Origin of the sequence: Flavobacterium noncentrifugens (assembly GCF_900100375.1) — a bacterium.
Lineage (GTDB): Bacteria > Bacteroidota > Bacteroidia > Flavobacteriales > Flavobacteriaceae > Flavobacterium > Flavobacterium noncentrifugens.
On record NZ_FNEZ01000002.1, the window covers coordinates 625,812 to 642,725 of the forward strand.

Here is a 16,914-nt window from a genome sequence, read left to right on the forward strand (position 1 = left end):
ATGGCTTTCGAACTCAGAAAAAAAATACTCGGTTTTATAGGCAGCGAAAAAGAATATCCGGTGCTTGCGGGTTTCGTTATCGGGTTTTACCTGATGGCATTTTATTATTCGCACAACCTTGAATTATTTTCGTGGCAGCAATTTTTGTTTTTTATCGGATATTATGTGGTTTTTCCAACGTTTGTTATTACTGCAGCCTGGTATTTTCTAAAAAAAGGCCGATTTAAAAAATATGTAAGGCAAGTGATCTTTGTATTGGCGGCGGCATTCTTTACATTTTTTGTGCTTCAGAACCTTATTTTAAAGCATTCGTACGTAAAAATATTTTTTCTTGCTTTGTTTTTGATTGTCCTGATATCCTTTAAATTCAACAATTATAAGGCAGGATTTGTACTGATTTTTTTTATGGCTTTTTTTCCGATGGCAGCAATCGGAAACCAAATCTACACGAATTTTCAAAATTCCCCCGAATGGAACAAGCAGCCTGATGCGATTTTGAATGCTAAATTCATACAAAAACCAAACGTATATTACCTGCAGGTTGATGGTTATGCGAGCGTTTCTGCATTTAAAAACAAATATTACCATTTCGATAACAGTGCCTTTGAACACAAGCTTAGCGAAAAAGGTTTCACGCTTTATGAAGATTTCAGGAGCAACTATAAAAGTACGCTGATGTCCAACGCTTCGTGCTTTAATATGAAGCATCATTACTCAAGGCAAAATGCGGGTTTTAAAACGGCACGCGATTACATTGTAGGCGAGAATCCGGTACTAGAGATTTTTAAAAGCAACGGCTATAAAACTTTTTTTATTACCGAACGGCCTTATCTGATCATGAACCGTCCGGATGTAAAATACGATTATGCCAATTTCACACAAGCCGAACTTCCGTATTTTAAAGACGGTTGGGATTCTTTTAAGGAAATTGCACCCGAACTGAAACGTCAGATTTTAAAAAACAAACAAACCCGGAATTTTATGTTTGTTGAGAAACTTACGCCATCACATATCGAATGGAATGAGAACAACAGCAAAGGGGTTGAGGAAGAGCGCAATGCTTATCTGAAAAGAGTTAGGGAAACCAATGTTTGGCTTGATGATGTGTTGTCTTTTATTATTTCAAATGAACCAACGGCGATTATTATCCTTGGTGCAGACCATGGCGGAATTGTTGGGTATAGCAGTACGAGCAAAACGTATGCGAATATCACCGATCCACAGCAATTGCAGTCGATTTTTGGTGCACAAATGGCGATAAGATGGAACAGTGCGAAAGCAAGCGAATATGGCAGCCATTTGAAAACTTCGGTCAATTTATTCCGGGTATTGTTTTCGCATATGAGCGGGGATAAAAAATACCTGAACAGCCTGCAACCCGATATCAGTTACAACAACAGCACAATTTCAGATGAGCAAAAAATCTACAAAGCGATCGAATAATCAGACGCTTTTAAGATAATCGTCATAATCGCGGATGTAATCGCTTTCCTCAAATACATCAGAAGACATCACCAAACACACGGCGCCCGAGGAAAAATTGTTGAGCTCGCGCCAGATTCCCGTGCCGATGAACAAGCCTTTGTCGGGTTTATTCAGGGTAAAAGTTTGCTCTTCAGAACCATTTTTCAGGATCACATCAAAACTTCCCGATGCGGCAATCAGAAACTCGCTTTGGTGGATATGGCTGTGGCCGCCGCGTTCTGCGCCGCTTGGAATGTCATAAAGGTAATACACCCTTTTTACGGCAAACGGGATTGCATCTTCCTGTATGATGGCATAATTGCCGAAGGCATCTTCAACTTTTGGGATGGTTATAATTTTTGGCGGTATCATGGTGAACAAATCTAAACATTTCAGATTTGATATACAAACGGGTGTAATTTGGAATCATTTATTGTTAATAACACGACAAATACAAGTAAAAAAAAGCCGGTCATTGCTGCCGGCTTTAATGTCTTACAATATTCCGGAACGCAATCCGGCAGCATCGCGGTCTTCACGGCCTGTGTCTAAATCATCACCATCTTCATCATCCTCATCATCACTTTCGTAGTCGGTTTCGTTTTCCTGAGTGAAATCGTTTCCGGCTTCCTCAGTGTTGTAATCCGGCTGAGAATCTTCCTGGCCATCACGGCTGAAATTGCCAGATCCGCTGTTTGCGTTTCCGGTAGTATTGTTTTGAAGTCTGCCTTCTGACTGCTGCTCATTTTGGTTGGCATTGCCTTCCTGGCTGCCGAAACCACTGTTTGGATTTTCCATCTTATTTTTTTGTTTTTTTAGAATCGCTTTCGCTTTTCGATGTTGATTTTTTATCGCTGCTTTTTTCGGTCGCTGCTTTGTCCGATTTTTTTTCATCTGCTTTTGCAGCAGGCTTAGCAGCAGTTTTGCTGTCTTTAGAACTTGTGGTTTTCATAATTAAATTTTTTAGTATACAACCAAAATTAGCCCAGTGGCTAAAGAAAAAATTACAAGATGTTGGCGTAAAGCTTGCACAATTTTCTGGAGTATTTGTATAAAAGTCAGCACGTTGCCAGCATTTTTAATTTACAGCGCTGCAAATCGTAGCAATTTTACCGTGAAAAGTATAAGAAGATGCCAACAATCATTTGGTAGTTTTGTAAAAAAGCAACTACCATGGAAAAATATATTTATACCTTTAAACTTAACGCCGATTTGCATATTGAAAATAATGAAGTGAATGCTGCGCAAAGCAAGCACCTGAAACATCAAATCCTTAAAATGCTGAAATCGGGAGAAACAGCGTTTGTTGCATTGGGTAAAGTTTCTGATGAGGTACAGTTAAAAACAGAAATGGACCAGACTGATGGCACATTTATAAGCATTGTCCTGCCGGCGCATCCCGACAATATCAAAGGCAGTGACGGAAATCCTAAGAAAGCCACCGCCATCGTATTGGAATCTTACAATACCGATTTGAAATCCATCGAACGCAAGGCCAATATTTTAAAGATCAAATTCGAATATACCGGTGAAGTGCATTACGCCATCGAAGAAAAAAAGGAACCGAACCATTACGAAGCTTATACTTTTGTTGCTAAAGGTGATTTCGGAATTCCGGCGTTGCATCATACCTATAAGAATGAAATCGTTCGGCTTTGCCTCGAAGCACTGAACAATCCGGACACTGTGCTTTACGAAAAGTCGAAACACACAACAGATTTCGAACCGGATTTGCCTGACGAATTGCCACGGCACGAATTTGAGCACCTTGTGATTCAGCTCAGTATTCCGACAGGCGACGCCGAATTTGATGACGGAACTCAAAATCCTATGGCACAAAATTTAAAGCTGCAGCATTTTGATATCAACGTATTCAATGCCGAGGGAATTTTCAGGCCTGAGAAAATCACTTACGACGATGGCGATGGCATCAAAAAGCTGATCGTTTCGCTTTATTACCAAATCGCCTAGTCATATTGAATTCATTTGAATTCAATTGTCATCAGGAAATTCGCCGGTTTTCAGCAGGTTATTTTAAACAGGCAAATGGGTTCCTGCATTTCAAACAACCTTGATTCGCACACAAACTTTCTGCATTTGCATACATTTTGTCGCGGCATCACAACGAACTTTGCTCCATAAAATCAACATTATGGAAATTGAAAAAAAAACATTGGGAAGCCAGGGATTAATTGTTCCGGCAATTGGATTGGGCTGTATGGGCATGACGGGTTTTGAAGATGCCAATATGTATGGCCCTGCGGATGAACAGGAAGCCATCGCAACGATTCACCGCTCGCTCGAGCTGGGTGGAAATTTTTTAGATACCGCCGATTTGTACGGACCGTTTAAAAATGAGCAGTTGATCGCAAAAGCCATCCGCGGCAAACGGGACAAATACATTCTCGCAACCAAATTCGGATGGGAAATCAATGACGAAAACAAAGTGACCTGGGCGATCAATGGCAAAAAGGAATATGTCAAAAAATCGGTAGAACGTTCACTGAAAAATCTGAATACCGATTATATTGATCTGTTTTACATGCACCGACTCGACAAAAACACGCCAATTGAAGAAACTGTCGAAGCAATGGGCGAGTTGGTCAAAGAAGGGAAAGTAGGATACATCGGCTTATCGGAAGTGTCTTCAGAAACAGTTAGAAGAGCACATGCCGTACATCCGGTTACCGCCGTACAAAGTGAATATTCGTTGTTTGAGCGCACCGTAGAAGAACGCGGCGTCCTGAAAACATTAAATGAACTCGGAATTGGTTTTGTAGCCTATTCACCGCTAGGGCGCGGATTTTTATCGGGACAGATCAAAAGCATCGACGATTTGCCGGAAAACGATTTCCGACGCAACATTCCGCGTTTCCAGGGCGACTATTTCAGTAAAAATATCGAATTGGTCAAAGCCATCGAAACATTGGCCGAAGCTAAAAATATTTCCGCATCCCAATTGGCATTAGCCTGGATCATCAGCAAAGGCATTCTTCCGATACCGGGAACCAAGCGCAGGAAATACCTCGAACAGAATATTGCCGCTACAGCGATTCACCTCAGCGAAGCCGATCTTTCCAGGCTTGAAAGCATCGTGCCGTTAGGAACAGATACCGGGAAACCGTATGATGAATTCAGCATGGGGCTGATCGATTAACAAATTTAGCAGCTGCATTTATTGTGCAGCTGTTTTTTCACTTAAACTAATGCTTAAATTCGCCTCATGAACGCCATTAATTCCATTTCTGAATTCCACCGATTGTTGTCTCTGCCCGAGCCGCGTCACCCGCTGGTTAGTGTGATCAATCTTGCCGAAAGCATTTTCCTCGAAGATGAAGTCTGGAAAGGTTTTGTAAACCGGTTTTACTGCGTCGCCCTGAAAAGGGAAGCCACGGGCAAGATCAAATACGGTCAGCAGCATTACGATTATGACAAAGGCGTGTTAAGCTTTACGGCGCCAAACCAGGTGCAATATCTCGATGTACAAAACATGGAATGCGGTTCGGGCTATTTGCTGATCTTTCATCCGGATTTCCTATTGAAACATCCGTTGGCGAATACCATTCATGCCTATGGATTTTTTTCTTATGCAGTAAATGAAGCCTTGCATTTGTCTGCCGATGAAGAAGATGACCTGATCGAAATTCTGTATAAAATAGACAAAGAATGCGTCCATATCGACAGGCATACACAGGAAATTGTGCTGTCGCAGATTGAACTGCTGCTGAATTATTCGAATCGGTTTTATGAACGGCAGTTTTTCACACGGAAAAACAACAACCACCAGTTGCTGACCAAATTTGAGCAGCTTGTGGACCAGTATTTCGAGGCTGGCGATACTGCCGAAAAAGGATTGCTGACAGTACATTACATCGCAGGCAGAATGAACCTGTCGCCAAACTACCTCAGCGATTTGCTGCGCGTGCACACCGGGCAAAATACGCAGCAGCACATCCATGAAAAGCTGATTGGAAAAGCGAAGGAAAAACTGTCAACGACAAATTTGTCTGTTGGTGAAATCGCACATTCGCTGGGTTTTGAGCATCCACAGTCGTTCAGTAAATTATTCCGGACGAAGACCAGTTTGTCGCCATTAGAGTTTAGGCAGTCGTTTAATTGACGCTTGATTCAGAAAAGTGATTTTTAGCAATTCTCCGGATGGCTCTGGATACTAAAAGGTTTTAACGGTTGATCGACTTTACCACTGTTTTTATTGGTTTAAGATTTTTCGGTTTTTGATGCGATGCCCAAAAACCAGCATCCACAAATCAGTTCTTCAAAAAATAGAAACATGCGTTGAAAGATTATACGTTATACGTACTGGGAGGTAAAAGGCAGAAGTGCTTTTAGATTCGCAATCTTTAAAAAAATTACGCCAGCGCAGTCGGTGCCACGCCAAACTTTTTCTTAAAAGAACGCGAGAAGTGCGACAGGCTTTCAAAACCCAGGTCGAGATAGATTGCCGAAGGCTTTTGGTGTTTGGTTTCGATGAGGTATTTCGCTGCCTGAAGCCGTTTGTCCTGCAGCCATTGTCGCGGCGGTAAACCGAATACTTTCTGGAAATCACGTTTGAATCCTGCCAGGCTTCTGCCGGTTAATTGTGCAAATCTTTCTATAGGAATGTTAAAATGAAAATTGCTGAGCATGAACCTTTCAAGGTCAATCTTAAAAGGTTCTGAAAAGTCAAATAAAAAATTGCGAAGTTCGGGTAAGGCAAGCAGCAATAATTTCACGGCTTCTTTCACTTTAAGCATTCCCAGTTCATCTGTCATATCGGCTCCTGAACTTCTGGCGTACGGAACAATAGATTGGAAATACCCTTGCAGGAATTCGTTTGACGGAATCAATACATTTGGCAATCCGTTATATTTCCGATTCATTTCGATCTTTTCCTCTAACACGATCTGGCGCAACAAATCTTCCTGTAACGAGATGACGATTGTCTCATAGTTCGCTCCGGGCAACGGGGTTTTGGTTAGCGTACCCACCTGGTTTTTTCCAATCAGCAGCATTTCTCCTCCGGTCATGGAAATACGCTGGTCGGAGGTTTCTAAGATAAACTGTCCTGAAACCTGCAACACGAGCGTATGGTTTTTCCAGAAACAAACTTTTTCCCTGCGCTCAGCAGAGAGGTAAGAATAGAAGATCACTCCCGGTACAATTTCTGCTGGACTGGTCATTTAGCGTTGCAAATAAGTGCCGCCTGTGATGGCGCCTACTGCAAATGTAGTGTTTAAAGCATTCATTTCTTCAGGCGTAAATGCAATATCCATCGCTGCAATGTTTTCCGGCAGGCGTGACCTGCGGCTCATGCTCACCAATGGCATGATGTGATCGCCCTGACGGTTCACCCAGGCAATTGCAACCTGTGTTGGTGTAACGCCTTTATCGCTTGCCAGTTGCTTCAGGACTTTGACTTTTTCAAGGTTGTGAATTAAGTCTTCACCCTGGAAACGAGAAAAATGGTTCCGGTAGTCATTTGCTGCAAGAGGTGCTTTCAGGTCACCTGTTAACAGACCTTCGGCGGTATTAGCAAACGCTACAACAGGAATACCAAGTTCCCTTGCGGTTGGCAGCAGTTCGTTCTCAATCTGGCGTTCGGCTAAAGAATAACCAATTTCAAGAGCACTTACAGGATGAACGTTGTTGGCTTTGCGGAGTTGATCTGCCGTAATTTCGGATACGCCAATGTGGCGCACTTTTCCTTCTTTAACCAGGTCTGCAACTGTTCCGATAATATCTTCTACCGGCACGCTGCCGTCCATACGGCTCGGCTGGTAAAGATCGATGGTTTCAATACCCAAACGGGTTAACGAATAGTTGATGAAATTTTTGATGGCAATGGGGCGCAAGTCCATGCCCAGCCATTGGCCGTTGTGGAAAATAGCGCCGAATTTTACACTGATAAACGCATCGTCGCGTCGCCCTCTAATGGCTTTCCCGATCAGCATTTCGTTATGGCCGGCGCCATAAAAGTCCCCGGTATTCAGGAAATTAATACCGCTGTCCAAAGCCTGGTGAATGGTCGCAATACTTTCTGTTTCGTCTGGTGTGGCGCCGCCCCAGACGGACGACATGCGCATACAGCCCAAGCCAAGTTTGGAAACGAATGGGCCATTATGGCCTAACTGAATTTGTTTGGTGTTTTTCATAGGACAAAGATCAAACTTCAAAGTAAATTACAGTTGTTTCCACGGCTCAAATAATTTGCCTGTACGGCTCATGCAATTGTGGCTGAAATTGCCGATTCTTCACATCCAAAACGCACTATTAAAGGCGATATCAGTAGTGTTGAAAGTATCAGAACTGCGGTTGAGCAAATTAAGGCACCTGAAATTAAATTTGATTGTCTTGTTGTTGCCAATAGCCCTGGTGTAAATTCCAGCAGCTACAATCGGTTTTTATTAGATTATCTGTCTTAATATTTACATGTTTAAATAATAACGTGTTATTTTACCAATAACCGTGACGGTAATTTTTTAGGAGCGTTTGCAAGGACTGGCAATTGGAATGTAAAACAGCCGGCTTAACTATACGAAAGTAATGTGTCGTTAGATTAACAATTTATTCGTTTTACTGCTTTATGTTTTTAAAATATCAATTTTACTAAAAGAATATCCATTTTACCGCAATTTTTTAAAATACAATTATAGCTAGGATTTTTATTAGACGATTTTGTAAAATTAAATTCTTACTTTAAAATTGCATAAAAAAGACTGCAAATATTAAGTATTATAAAAAACACTAGTAATAAAAATCTACTACAAAATTACATGAATCGGATCAACACCATTTTTAGTTCCTTTTTCAACAAAGACATATTTGTGTCAAGTTTTTTCTTAGTGACAACGGAGCTTAACAAATCAAGTTTTTGAAGGATTGTTTCTCTAAAAAAATCGTAACGCTCAGATTCGCTCTTGCTGAAAAAGTTGTCATCATTTACTATAATAGGGATTCCAATCGGTTTTTCATTTTTTCTATAGTTTTCAATCTCCTTTAGATTATTTAGCAAGTAAGGGATTGGATTTACATAAAATTGTAACAATATTAATTTAAGATCTTCTCCATATTTACTGTCTTGAAGCTTTTTTAAAGGCTCACAAATTCCATTTTTACCCCAAATGGAGGATCTAAATAATTCTCCTTTATAACTTGCCGCTTCTCTAATAGCAGGAGCACCATCTGTAAGTGCAGACGGCCCTGAGGAATAGCATCCGAAAATATTTTGGTTTATAGTCTCTATAGAAGTTCTAATTAAAGTTGTTTATACGTAATTTCTATCCTATAAACTTTCTAAAAATTCTGGAAAAGAATACGAAATATATTTTGGTGATTCATAGCCTAAATCAAAAAAATCAATACTTATAATGCTACTGCCGGTTTTTAAAAAGGCATATCCAATATTTGATCCATTACTGCCGAAAAACATCATATTCTTACACTCTTCAATTTCGGGATAATATGGATTCAATTCTATAATATCTGAAAGAGTCCAAATTATTAAGAACTCTCCTGAATTTAATTCACCTTGGACACCATTAGAAGATTTTAATAGACTAATAAAATTTTTATCGACATTAAAATCGATAAAATTTGTAAACTTTTCGAAAAGTATTTCATCAGGTTCAGCATTCTTTTCAAAGCTTGAAACTATATTTAATATTTTTTCCATACCAAGATTTAATTTATTAAGCGTTTTGCTATTATATCGAAAATGACTTAAATGCTAAATGCTTAAGTTAAAAAGTTCATATGAAAATCAATGCAAGTGCGTCAAAACTTTATCGGTTGTACTTTAACAATATTATTCATATAAATTTTTTTGTTTAGATCAAATCTAAAGTTTGGACCGGTGCTGTCGTAAGCTTCGCAGCAACACTTATTTTAAAAATGTTCACGAAAATGAGAAAGCAATAATCCGGTTTTGACTGGTAACCTTTTCCGGATTAATACAGAAAGCCAGTTTCATTTGAAGCAGGCTTTTTTTGTATACGATCTGATCTGTTATACCTGGTGCTTTAATGGTTTACATAGTCTAATCCCTTAGGCAACGAATAGAAATGCCCATACCTTTATCGAAGTTGTGACTGAGTAAGTAATCACTACTGTAACTGATGTAGTAGAACCAAGCGTTATAAGTATCACCTTCGGTATGCCTCCACCAACCTCCACCTTTGCCAACATTAGTAAAACCACTATTTGCATAACGAAGGCCGCCCAGAAGACCTAAGAAACCACTTTCGTTAGTACCATTGCCATCTACTGTGATTTTTATTTTCTTACCTGCAATTTTATCGCCTCCCAGATAAGATATTAAGCTATCCCATTCTGCTTTACTTGGCAAATGATACCCCTTTGGAGCTATCCCTCTGGGGTCATTCAATGCATACCAATTGTATAGTTTACCATATTTTTGGCCATTTTTAGGGTCATTATCATAATAACACCAAGCTGGCTTGCTTTCCTCCCAAGAATTTTTCCAGTCTGAATCACTTTTCGATTCGGGTATGGTATCGCCATTTCTAAACGTGACTACATCTAGGTTTTTGGTAGTCCATTCCTGGTTGCCTATTTTTATTGTGGTAGGCTCTTGGGATTTTGAACAACCAAATAATATAATAAAAAATGACGTAAAAAAAATTGTGTGGAAAAATGAAGGATTCATAAATATTGTTTTAGATGCATTAAGTTATTGAATTGTCCCGTCAGTTTTTGTATTAGTATAACGTTTGGCCTGTAACCGCAGTCGCGGATCGAAGCGGACTGAGTTCTCTCAGCTAAGATAGATTTTCTTCGTGAAAAAAGAATTTCATTTTACCGAAATCTCCGCGATTGCGGTTAAAGGAGGTTATGTGGTCCTTCAATCCGGAGATCCAAAATTTCTCTTCTTAAAGGCTCCCGCTCGGTAAAAAGATAGTTTTCTATTATTCTTTCTGTTTTTTTCCTCTGACAAGCTTTCGGTTTTTATCAAATCTTTTAGTGCCTTTTCCTGTTCGAGATTCCAAAATTTTTCGAACTCCTCTGAGATAGTATCCGTATCGTCGATATTTGGCAAGCTTTCCTGAATAAATTTTTCAATCAGTTGACGGTAAATTATTCTTTTAAAAATTTTCCAAAACCAATTTCCTTTGTCCGTTTTTAAAACCAAGTTCTATAATCCCGGAGCAAAGTTGAAGGTAGGTACTTGCGAATCACCTTTATCACTTTCAAAGATTTCATATGCCTGCAATCTCTTCCCTTCGGCGGCATGATATTTCTTAATCGCTTTTTTTGACGTAACAGGCTTATTGGCCGCGATGTTGTAAACGTCATTGTAATACATCAGTTTCGCTGCAAATTTTGGCTTTATCTCCCTAAAGAAGAAAATTTCTTTGACCTTGCTGCCAAATTTGTATTTCATAAAATATGCCTTCAGTTTACCCAGCGCCGGAATTAAAACTTTAATCGCTTCTTCAGCGTATTGGATGGGAACGGTATTTTCTGAATAAATTTGCTGAAGCTGCGTTCGAGTTCAGATGTGAGGGATGCTGAAAATTTCATCATGGCCTACAAATTTCAAAATTTGACTGAATGCATGACAAATCTATCGGACTGCTTGTATTGTACCAAATGGTGTGTTTGTGGATTCCCGAATGGAATAGTTAAATTCCCGAATTGCATAGTGAACTTTTAAGGCAGGTACATTGGAAAGACTACCTTTACCTCATACAATATCTCATATGCTATCATTACTTCCGGGCATTGCCCTCTTTATTTATTGTGTTTTTTCTTTTCGTCGGGAAACTAAACTTGACTATCTCCGCTTCCTCGAGCAGGACCGTTTGGGCGATGAGCACATTTTGCGTGAAATTAAAAAATTTAAGATGCAAGACTTTATTAAGTAAGAGTCTTTAAAACCATTAAGCCTTAGCAAAAAAATGCAATTTTGCCAAAGCCTGATTTCAAAATCTTTTAAAAAGACCAGATAATATAATTTATATTCGTTTAAAGTGATGGATTATAATCTTCAGATAATTGTCCAAAACACCAGCAAGACGAATTCCCGCATTTAATAACAGCGTTCTATTCGTAAGGAATAAATCAAGGTATGAATTCGTATTCCGCAAACGATAGTAAAACCCAAGCGCGTCATGGAATTTTGTTTTGGAAGCTGAGCAATCCTATAAATTAGACCCAAGTCAAAAAAATCATTAAAGTTTCTAGCCATTCTTACCAAGAATTAGGAAATACTGAAAAGGCAAATTATTACCCAGAGTTTATTATAAAATAGAAGAGGCCTCATTTTATTGAGACCTCTTTTTTAATTACTGAATTTTAGTTAGATATTCACTAAATTAGAAACCAGAAGAATTATCGAGCTTATTCGAGAATACTCTTCTTTTAGTAACGGATATATTAATTTAATCTATAAAAAAAGGGTTGCTATGCGCTGGCATAACAACCCTCTTATGTGTTACTTTTTTATTATTAGCTTTTGACAACTTATTTTTGTTCCATTTGTTCCTTTGATATAATAAATACCATCAGCAAAATTTTCAACATTGATATTATTTTCTAAGTTAGCAGATACTTTAAATGTTTTAATAGTTTGCCCCAATTGATTAACAATTAAAAACTCACCATCAAAATTAGTATTGATATATAGCAGTCCGCTTGTTGGATTTGGATATATCATAAATTGTGTTTTGACGAAAGCAGGTGTGTCTAAAGTACTAACGGTATAACAAGCCGATTCAACTGTACATGCTCCAAAGGTTATCTTAACTTTATAATCACCTGGACTTGTTGGTGTAAAATTCTGATTTGTTTCACCAGTTAATAAAGTGTTTGGACATTCATACCATTGGAAAGTAGCGCCCACTTCATTGGCAGTTAAAGTACCAGTAGTTACTTCTGCTATGGTATTATCGATAGCTGTTGGCTGCGTTACCGTAAAGCTTTGGGAAGCCGTACAAGAATTGGTATCGGTCACCGTACAGGTCCAGGTTCCGGCAGTTAATCCGGAAACAGAAGCCGTTCCGTCACCTGTTGGATTACCAGGAGTCCAGTTGTATGTATATCCGCCAGCACCACCAGTTGCAGTATTCACAGCAGCAGCACCATTAGAACCCCCATTACAAGAAATATTGGTTTGCGAAGCAGGTGTCATTGAAATGGCTGTTGGTTGCGTTACTGTAAAGCTTTGAGAAGCCGTACATGAGTTAGCATCGGTTACCGTACAGGTCCAGGTTCCAGCAGTAAGTCCAGTAACCGAAGTTGTTCCGTCACCTGATGGATTACCAGGAGTCCAGTTGTATGTATATCCGCCAGCACCACCAGTTGCAGTATTCACAGCAGCAGCACCATTAGAACCCCCATTACAAGAAATATTGGTTTGCGAAGCAGGTGTCATTGAAATGGCTGTTGGTTGCGTTACTGTAAAGCTTTGAGAAGCCGTACACGAATTGGCATCGGTCACCGTACAGGTCCAGGTTCCAGCAGTAAGTCCGGAAACCGAAGTCGTTCCGTCACCTGATGGATTACCAGGAGTCCAGTTATAAGTATATCCGCCGACACCACCAGTTGCAGCATTCACAGCAGCGGCTCCATTAGAACCACCGTTACAGGAAATATTGGTTTGCGAAGCAGCTGTCATTGAAATGGTAGTTGGCTGCGTTACCGTAAAGCTTTGAGAAGCCGTACATGAATTGGCATCGGTCACTGTACAGATCCAGGTTCCGGCAGTTAATCCGGAAACCGAAGTCGTTCCGTCACCTGTTGGTGTTCCGGGAGTCCAGTTATAAGTATATCCGCCAGCACCACCAGTTGCAGCATTCACAGCAGCAGCTCCATTAGATCCTCCAAAACAAGAAATGTTTGTTTGCGAAGCAGCTGTTGTCACTAAAGCTGTTGGTTGTGTGATTGTAAAGTTTTTGGAAATTTGTGTAGATGCGCTATCTGTTATCGTGCAAGTATAAGATCCAGAAGTTAATCCAATTGCCGTTGCACCAGTTCCCCCAGCCGGACTCCATACATAGCTATAAGGAGAGACCCCTCCAGAAGGATTTACAGTAGCTGTTCCATTAGAACCTGCAAAGCAAGACACATTTGTTTGACTGGAACTTGCAGATAAAGCAGCAACCGCAGTACAAGAGACAAATGTCAGCGTATTTCTATCCACTAATGTACCGTCTCCTATTTGTCCTGCCGAGTTATCGCCGGCACCAAATAAATTTCCATTGGTAGAGATAATATGTGTGTTTTTTCGGCCTACTGCTATACTTTGCCTGTCAGTAGCTGTACCGATAAGTGTCGGTACATTTCTATTGACCAATGTACCGTCTCCCAATTCTCCGTCGGAATTAGCACCCCAGGTCCATAGCGTGCCGTCAGATTTTATTCCGGCAGAATGAAAATCACCAATTTCGGCACTTCGCCAGTTTGTGGCTGTTCCCACCTGGCCAGGATAAGTTCTGGAACCACCTCCGGTTCCCAGTTCCCCGCTGAAGTTAGTACCCCAAGCCCAAAGCGTATTATCAGTTTTTATTCCTAAAGAGTGAGTTCCCCCCGCATCAATAGTCTTCCAGGTTGTGCCGAATGCTACTTGTACAGGAGTAGTCCGATTGGTCGTAGATTGATCCCCAACTTGTCCGCTATAATTCTGACCCCAGCCCCAAAGCGTTCCATCAGTTCTTATTGCCAAAGAATGATAACCTCCTGCGGCAACACTTTTCCAGGTCGTAAGCGTTCCGATCTGTATTGGAGTAGTGCTGTCGGAAGTGCTCCCGTTTCCGAATTGACCATAGGTATTATGACCCCACGCCCATAAAGTTCCATTGGCTTTTACCGCTAATGTAAAATAGTCTCCAACGGCTATACTTTGCCAGTCGGTTGCAGTTCCTATCCTTACCGGAGCAGTCCTATTGGTTGTAGTCCCATTTCCTAATTGTCCGAATTGGTTACTTCCCCACGCCCATAACGTTCCATCTAATTTGATGGCTAATGCATGGTTAGCTCCGGCAGCCATCTTCCAGACGTTAGTGATTGCGATTTGCGTTGGAACCGCCTTGTTGTTTGTAGTTCCATCTCCTAATTGACCAAATTCATTATTCCCCCATGCCCATGTTGTTCCATCTGCTTTTGTCGCTACCACATAATCCGATCCGCCACTCACAGCAGTCCAACAGCCGGCAGCAGCGGGTGTAGTAAATGTTCCTCCCCCAATCCAGTTGCTTTGGCTAAACCCGCAATGGGATGCTACCCAGTAATAGTAAGTAGTACCTGGTGATAAATTGGTCAGATTGATTGTAGTAGAAAGCGTCGTTCCATTGTTACCTCCGATAATTGGATTGGTGCTGTAGGCATACATATAACCACTAGCGGGTGCCGGTGTTGCTGCTGTCCAGCTAAGGGTCGCCGTTGATGCAGTTACGTTAGACGCGGAAGGTTGCGTCGGAGTACTGCAATTTGAAGGGCAAACTACTGCGGTGAAACTGTTTTTTTGAGTATTGGTATTATCCCCTAACTGGCCATTGCTGTTATATCCTGAAGCGCTCAGCGAACCGCTAAAATTTACTTCAAGACTATGATACTGTCCTGCGGCAACCAGCATACTGTTTGTAGTGGTACCCACTTGCACAGGTGCCGTGGTGTTTGTAACGCCACTTGTACCATTTCCGAGTTGTCCTTCAGAATTGGCACCCCATGACCAAAGTGTTCCGTTTGTTTTTATTCCTAACGAATGCGTCGATGCTGCATCAATACTGCTCCAATTGGAAGCTGTCCCAATTTGTACCGGAGCATAGCTATTTGTCGTAGTTCCATTCCCTAATTGCCCATATTCATTATAAGCCCATCCCCAAAGGGTTCCGTTCGATTTTATAGCTAATGTATGAAAACTTCCCGCAGCTATCTTCAGCCAGTTCGTAGCAGTTCCTACCTGTCTTGGAGAAACATCATATATAGTTGCAGTATTGGTTCCGTTTCCTAATTCTCCCCTGGTATTATTACCCCAGGTCCAAAGGGTTCCGTCTGCTTTAATGCCGACTGAATGAGCGTTTCCGGCAGCTATTTTCACCCAATTCGTGGCTGTTCCTATTCTGAATGGCGTACTTCTTTGGACTGTAGATCCATCTCCTAACTGGCCATCAGTATTATCGCCCCAACCATATAGGCTTCCATCTGTTCTGATTGCCAATGAGTGAGAATGTCCGGCACTTATGCTTTTCCAGTTTGTGGCTGTTCCAATTTGTATTGGAGTAAGCCTGGCCGTCGTAGTATTATCGCCTAATTGGCTGTCTGAATTATTGCCCCAGGCCCATAACGTTCCGTCTGTTTTGATGGCTAATGTATGATTACCTCCGGCACTTACCGTTTTCCAATTTGTGGCTGTTCCTATCTGGACTGCGGCGTTTCTTGCGACAACTGCTCCATCTCCCAACTGGCTGTCGCTATCCCTGCCCCAGGCCCATAAAGTGCCGTCTGCTTTTATTCCAACCGAATATTCAAATCCTGCACTGATCTCCTGCCAGCAGCCAGTAGCATTTTGTGGTGTTGACTTGATCAGTCCCAGCGATAAATGACCTAGCCAGACAGTACCTGAATTTTGGGTTCTTATCGCGTTTAAAGTGTTGCTTGGAAGACCAGAATTTGTTGTGGTATAGGTAGCGCAATCACTAAAGTTTTGCAATCCGCTTCCATTAAATGCAATCCATGCTGCACCATCACTGTCCACGTCAAGCGCATTCGGCTGACTTCCGGCAAGGCAGGAATTACTTTGGTCATAAGTGCTGAGCAAGGTACCTGAAGTAGCGTAAGTATACATTTCACCACCATTCCCGTCAACATAAATTGTACCCGCAGAAGTGTCTAACAATTTTTCTGCATTTTGCCCAATGAAAGTAAAGTCTGTGCCATTAAATTTGTACAATACGCCATTATTGGTAACCCAAACACCATTACTACCATCAATCTCGAGTGAATTTATATTTGGAAGTGCGTCATAAGTTGTCCAAGTGGTTCCATTAAATTTTAGAAGTGCGCCGATTGTAGTCACCCATAAATTATTGGCACTGTCTACAGCGATATTTCTGATAGCATTGCCCGGAAGATCAGAATTGGAGGTCGTATAGTTAGTCCAGGTTGTTCCGTTAAACATTACAATTCCATTATTCTGGGTAGCCATCCATTTTCTTCCCAAGCCATCAATTTCTATTTCTGTTACAGCATTGGATGCAATACCCGAATTGCCCGTAGTATAATTGGTAAAAGCGGTTCCATTGTAGGTAGAAACACCCGCAGGAGTAGCGATCCAGAGTGATCCATTTGAATCGACCTTAATATCATTAATCGTATTGCTTACAATCCCTGAATTGGAGGTATTATAAACTGTAAAGTTGTATTGCGCTGAGGCAATCACAGAAATTAAAGTTAGTAATAAAGTGTAAATTTTTTTCATGTTTTTTCTAAATG

The 16,914-nt window shown here is 40.8% G+C and carries 15 protein-coding genes; 5 read left to right on the plus strand and 10 right to left on the minus strand.

The window, feature by feature from the left end; translation table 11 throughout:
• Positions 1-1,443, plus strand: a complete 1,443-nt coding sequence (locus BLS32_RS07465; protein ID WP_091393539.1) for a sulfatase-like hydrolase/transferase — start codon at positions 1-3, stop codon at positions 1,441-1,443.
• Here BLS32_RS07465 and BLS32_RS07470 read toward each other — a convergent pair whose 3' ends face one another.
• The 3 genes from BLS32_RS07470 to BLS32_RS18435 all read right to left on the minus strand — a co-directional run bounded on the left by BLS32_RS07470 (position 1,444) and on the right by BLS32_RS18435 (position 2,416).
• Positions 1,444-1,836 (minus strand): sugar 3,4-ketoisomerase, encoded by a 393-nt coding sequence (locus BLS32_RS07470; protein ID WP_091393542.1) that lies wholly within the window; start codon positions 1,834-1,836, stop codon positions 1,444-1,446.
• Positions 1,837-1,959: 123 nt separating this feature from the next.
• Positions 1,960-2,262 (minus strand): hypothetical protein, encoded by a 303-nt coding sequence (locus BLS32_RS07475; RefSeq protein WP_091393545.1) that lies wholly within the window; start codon positions 2,260-2,262, stop codon positions 1,960-1,962.
• A gap of 1 nt (position 2,263) precedes the next feature.
• On the minus strand, positions 2,264-2,416 hold the full coding sequence (locus tag BLS32_RS18435; protein ID WP_170227549.1) for a hypothetical protein: 153 nt from the start codon (positions 2,414-2,416) through the stop codon (positions 2,264-2,266).
• A 221-nt stretch (positions 2,417-2,637) separates the two neighbouring features.
• On the opposite strand from BLS32_RS18435, the gene BLS32_RS07480 reads away from it, so the two are divergent.
• The 3 genes from BLS32_RS07480 to BLS32_RS07490 all read left to right on the plus strand — a co-directional run bounded on the left by BLS32_RS07480 (position 2,638) and on the right by BLS32_RS07490 (position 5,584).
• Positions 2,638-3,435: a hypothetical protein gene (locus BLS32_RS07480; protein ID WP_091393549.1), complete on the plus strand. Its 798-nt coding sequence runs from the start codon at positions 2,638-2,640 to the stop codon at positions 3,433-3,435.
• Between the two features lie 181 nt (positions 3,436-3,616).
• Positions 3,617-4,621 carry an aldo/keto reductase gene (locus tag BLS32_RS07485; RefSeq protein ID WP_091393552.1) on the plus strand — a complete coding sequence of 335 codons (1,005 nt, stop codon included), beginning with the start codon at positions 3,617-3,619 and terminating at the stop codon, positions 4,619-4,621.
• Positions 4,622-4,687: 66 nt separating this feature from the next.
• Positions 4,688-5,584, plus strand: coding sequence for a helix-turn-helix domain-containing protein (locus BLS32_RS07490; RefSeq protein WP_091393554.1), 897 nt, complete (start codon positions 4,688-4,690; stop codon positions 5,582-5,584).
• A 250-nt stretch (positions 5,585-5,834) separates the two neighbouring features.
• Here BLS32_RS07490 and BLS32_RS07495 read toward each other — a convergent pair whose 3' ends face one another.
• Positions 5,835-6,644: a helix-turn-helix domain-containing protein gene (locus tag BLS32_RS07495; RefSeq protein WP_091393557.1), complete on the minus strand. Its 810-nt coding sequence runs from the start codon at positions 6,642-6,644 to the stop codon at positions 5,835-5,837.
• Complete coding sequence (locus tag BLS32_RS07500; RefSeq protein WP_091393560.1) at positions 6,645-7,616, minus strand: aldo/keto reductase; 972 nt, start codon at positions 7,614-7,616, stop codon at positions 6,645-6,647.
• 78 nt (positions 7,617-7,694) lie between these two features.
• Here BLS32_RS07500 and BLS32_RS18270 point away from each other — a divergent pair, with 78 nt between their 5' ends.
• On the plus strand, positions 7,695-7,886 hold the full coding sequence (locus BLS32_RS18270) for a hypothetical protein (protein ID WP_139171709.1): 192 nt from the start codon (positions 7,695-7,697) through the stop codon (positions 7,884-7,886).
• Between the two features lie 860 nt (positions 7,887-8,746).
• On the opposite strand, the gene BLS32_RS07510 is transcribed toward BLS32_RS18270, so the two are convergent.
• From BLS32_RS07510 to BLS32_RS07530, 5 genes are all read right to left on the minus strand, one after another.
• Positions 8,747-9,136 carry a hypothetical protein gene (locus tag BLS32_RS07510; protein WP_091393565.1) on the minus strand — a complete coding sequence of 130 codons (390 nt, stop codon included), beginning with the start codon at positions 9,134-9,136 and terminating at the stop codon, positions 8,747-8,749.
• A gap of 363 nt (positions 9,137-9,499) precedes the next feature.
• Positions 9,500-10,129, minus strand: a complete 630-nt coding sequence (locus BLS32_RS07515; protein WP_091393568.1) for a fibrobacter succinogenes major paralogous domain-containing protein — start codon at positions 10,127-10,129, stop codon at positions 9,500-9,502.
• A gap of 195 nt (positions 10,130-10,324) precedes the next feature.
• A complete protein-coding gene (locus BLS32_RS07520) occupies positions 10,325-10,612 on the minus strand; it encodes a type I restriction endonuclease subunit R, EcoR124 family (protein WP_245699359.1) in 288 nt (95 codons plus the stop codon).
• Positions 10,613-10,615: 3 nt separating this feature from the next.
• Positions 10,616-10,864 carry an RteC domain-containing protein gene (locus BLS32_RS07525; protein WP_091393570.1) on the minus strand — a complete coding sequence of 83 codons (249 nt, stop codon included), beginning with the start codon at positions 10,862-10,864 and terminating at the stop codon, positions 10,616-10,618.
• A 1,053-nt stretch (positions 10,865-11,917) separates the two neighbouring features.
• Positions 11,918-16,900 carry an RCC1 domain-containing protein gene (locus BLS32_RS07530; protein ID WP_091393571.1) on the minus strand — a complete coding sequence of 1,661 codons (4,983 nt, stop codon included), beginning with the start codon at positions 16,898-16,900 and terminating at the stop codon, positions 11,918-11,920.
• Positions 16,901-16,914 lie beyond the last annotated feature (14 nt).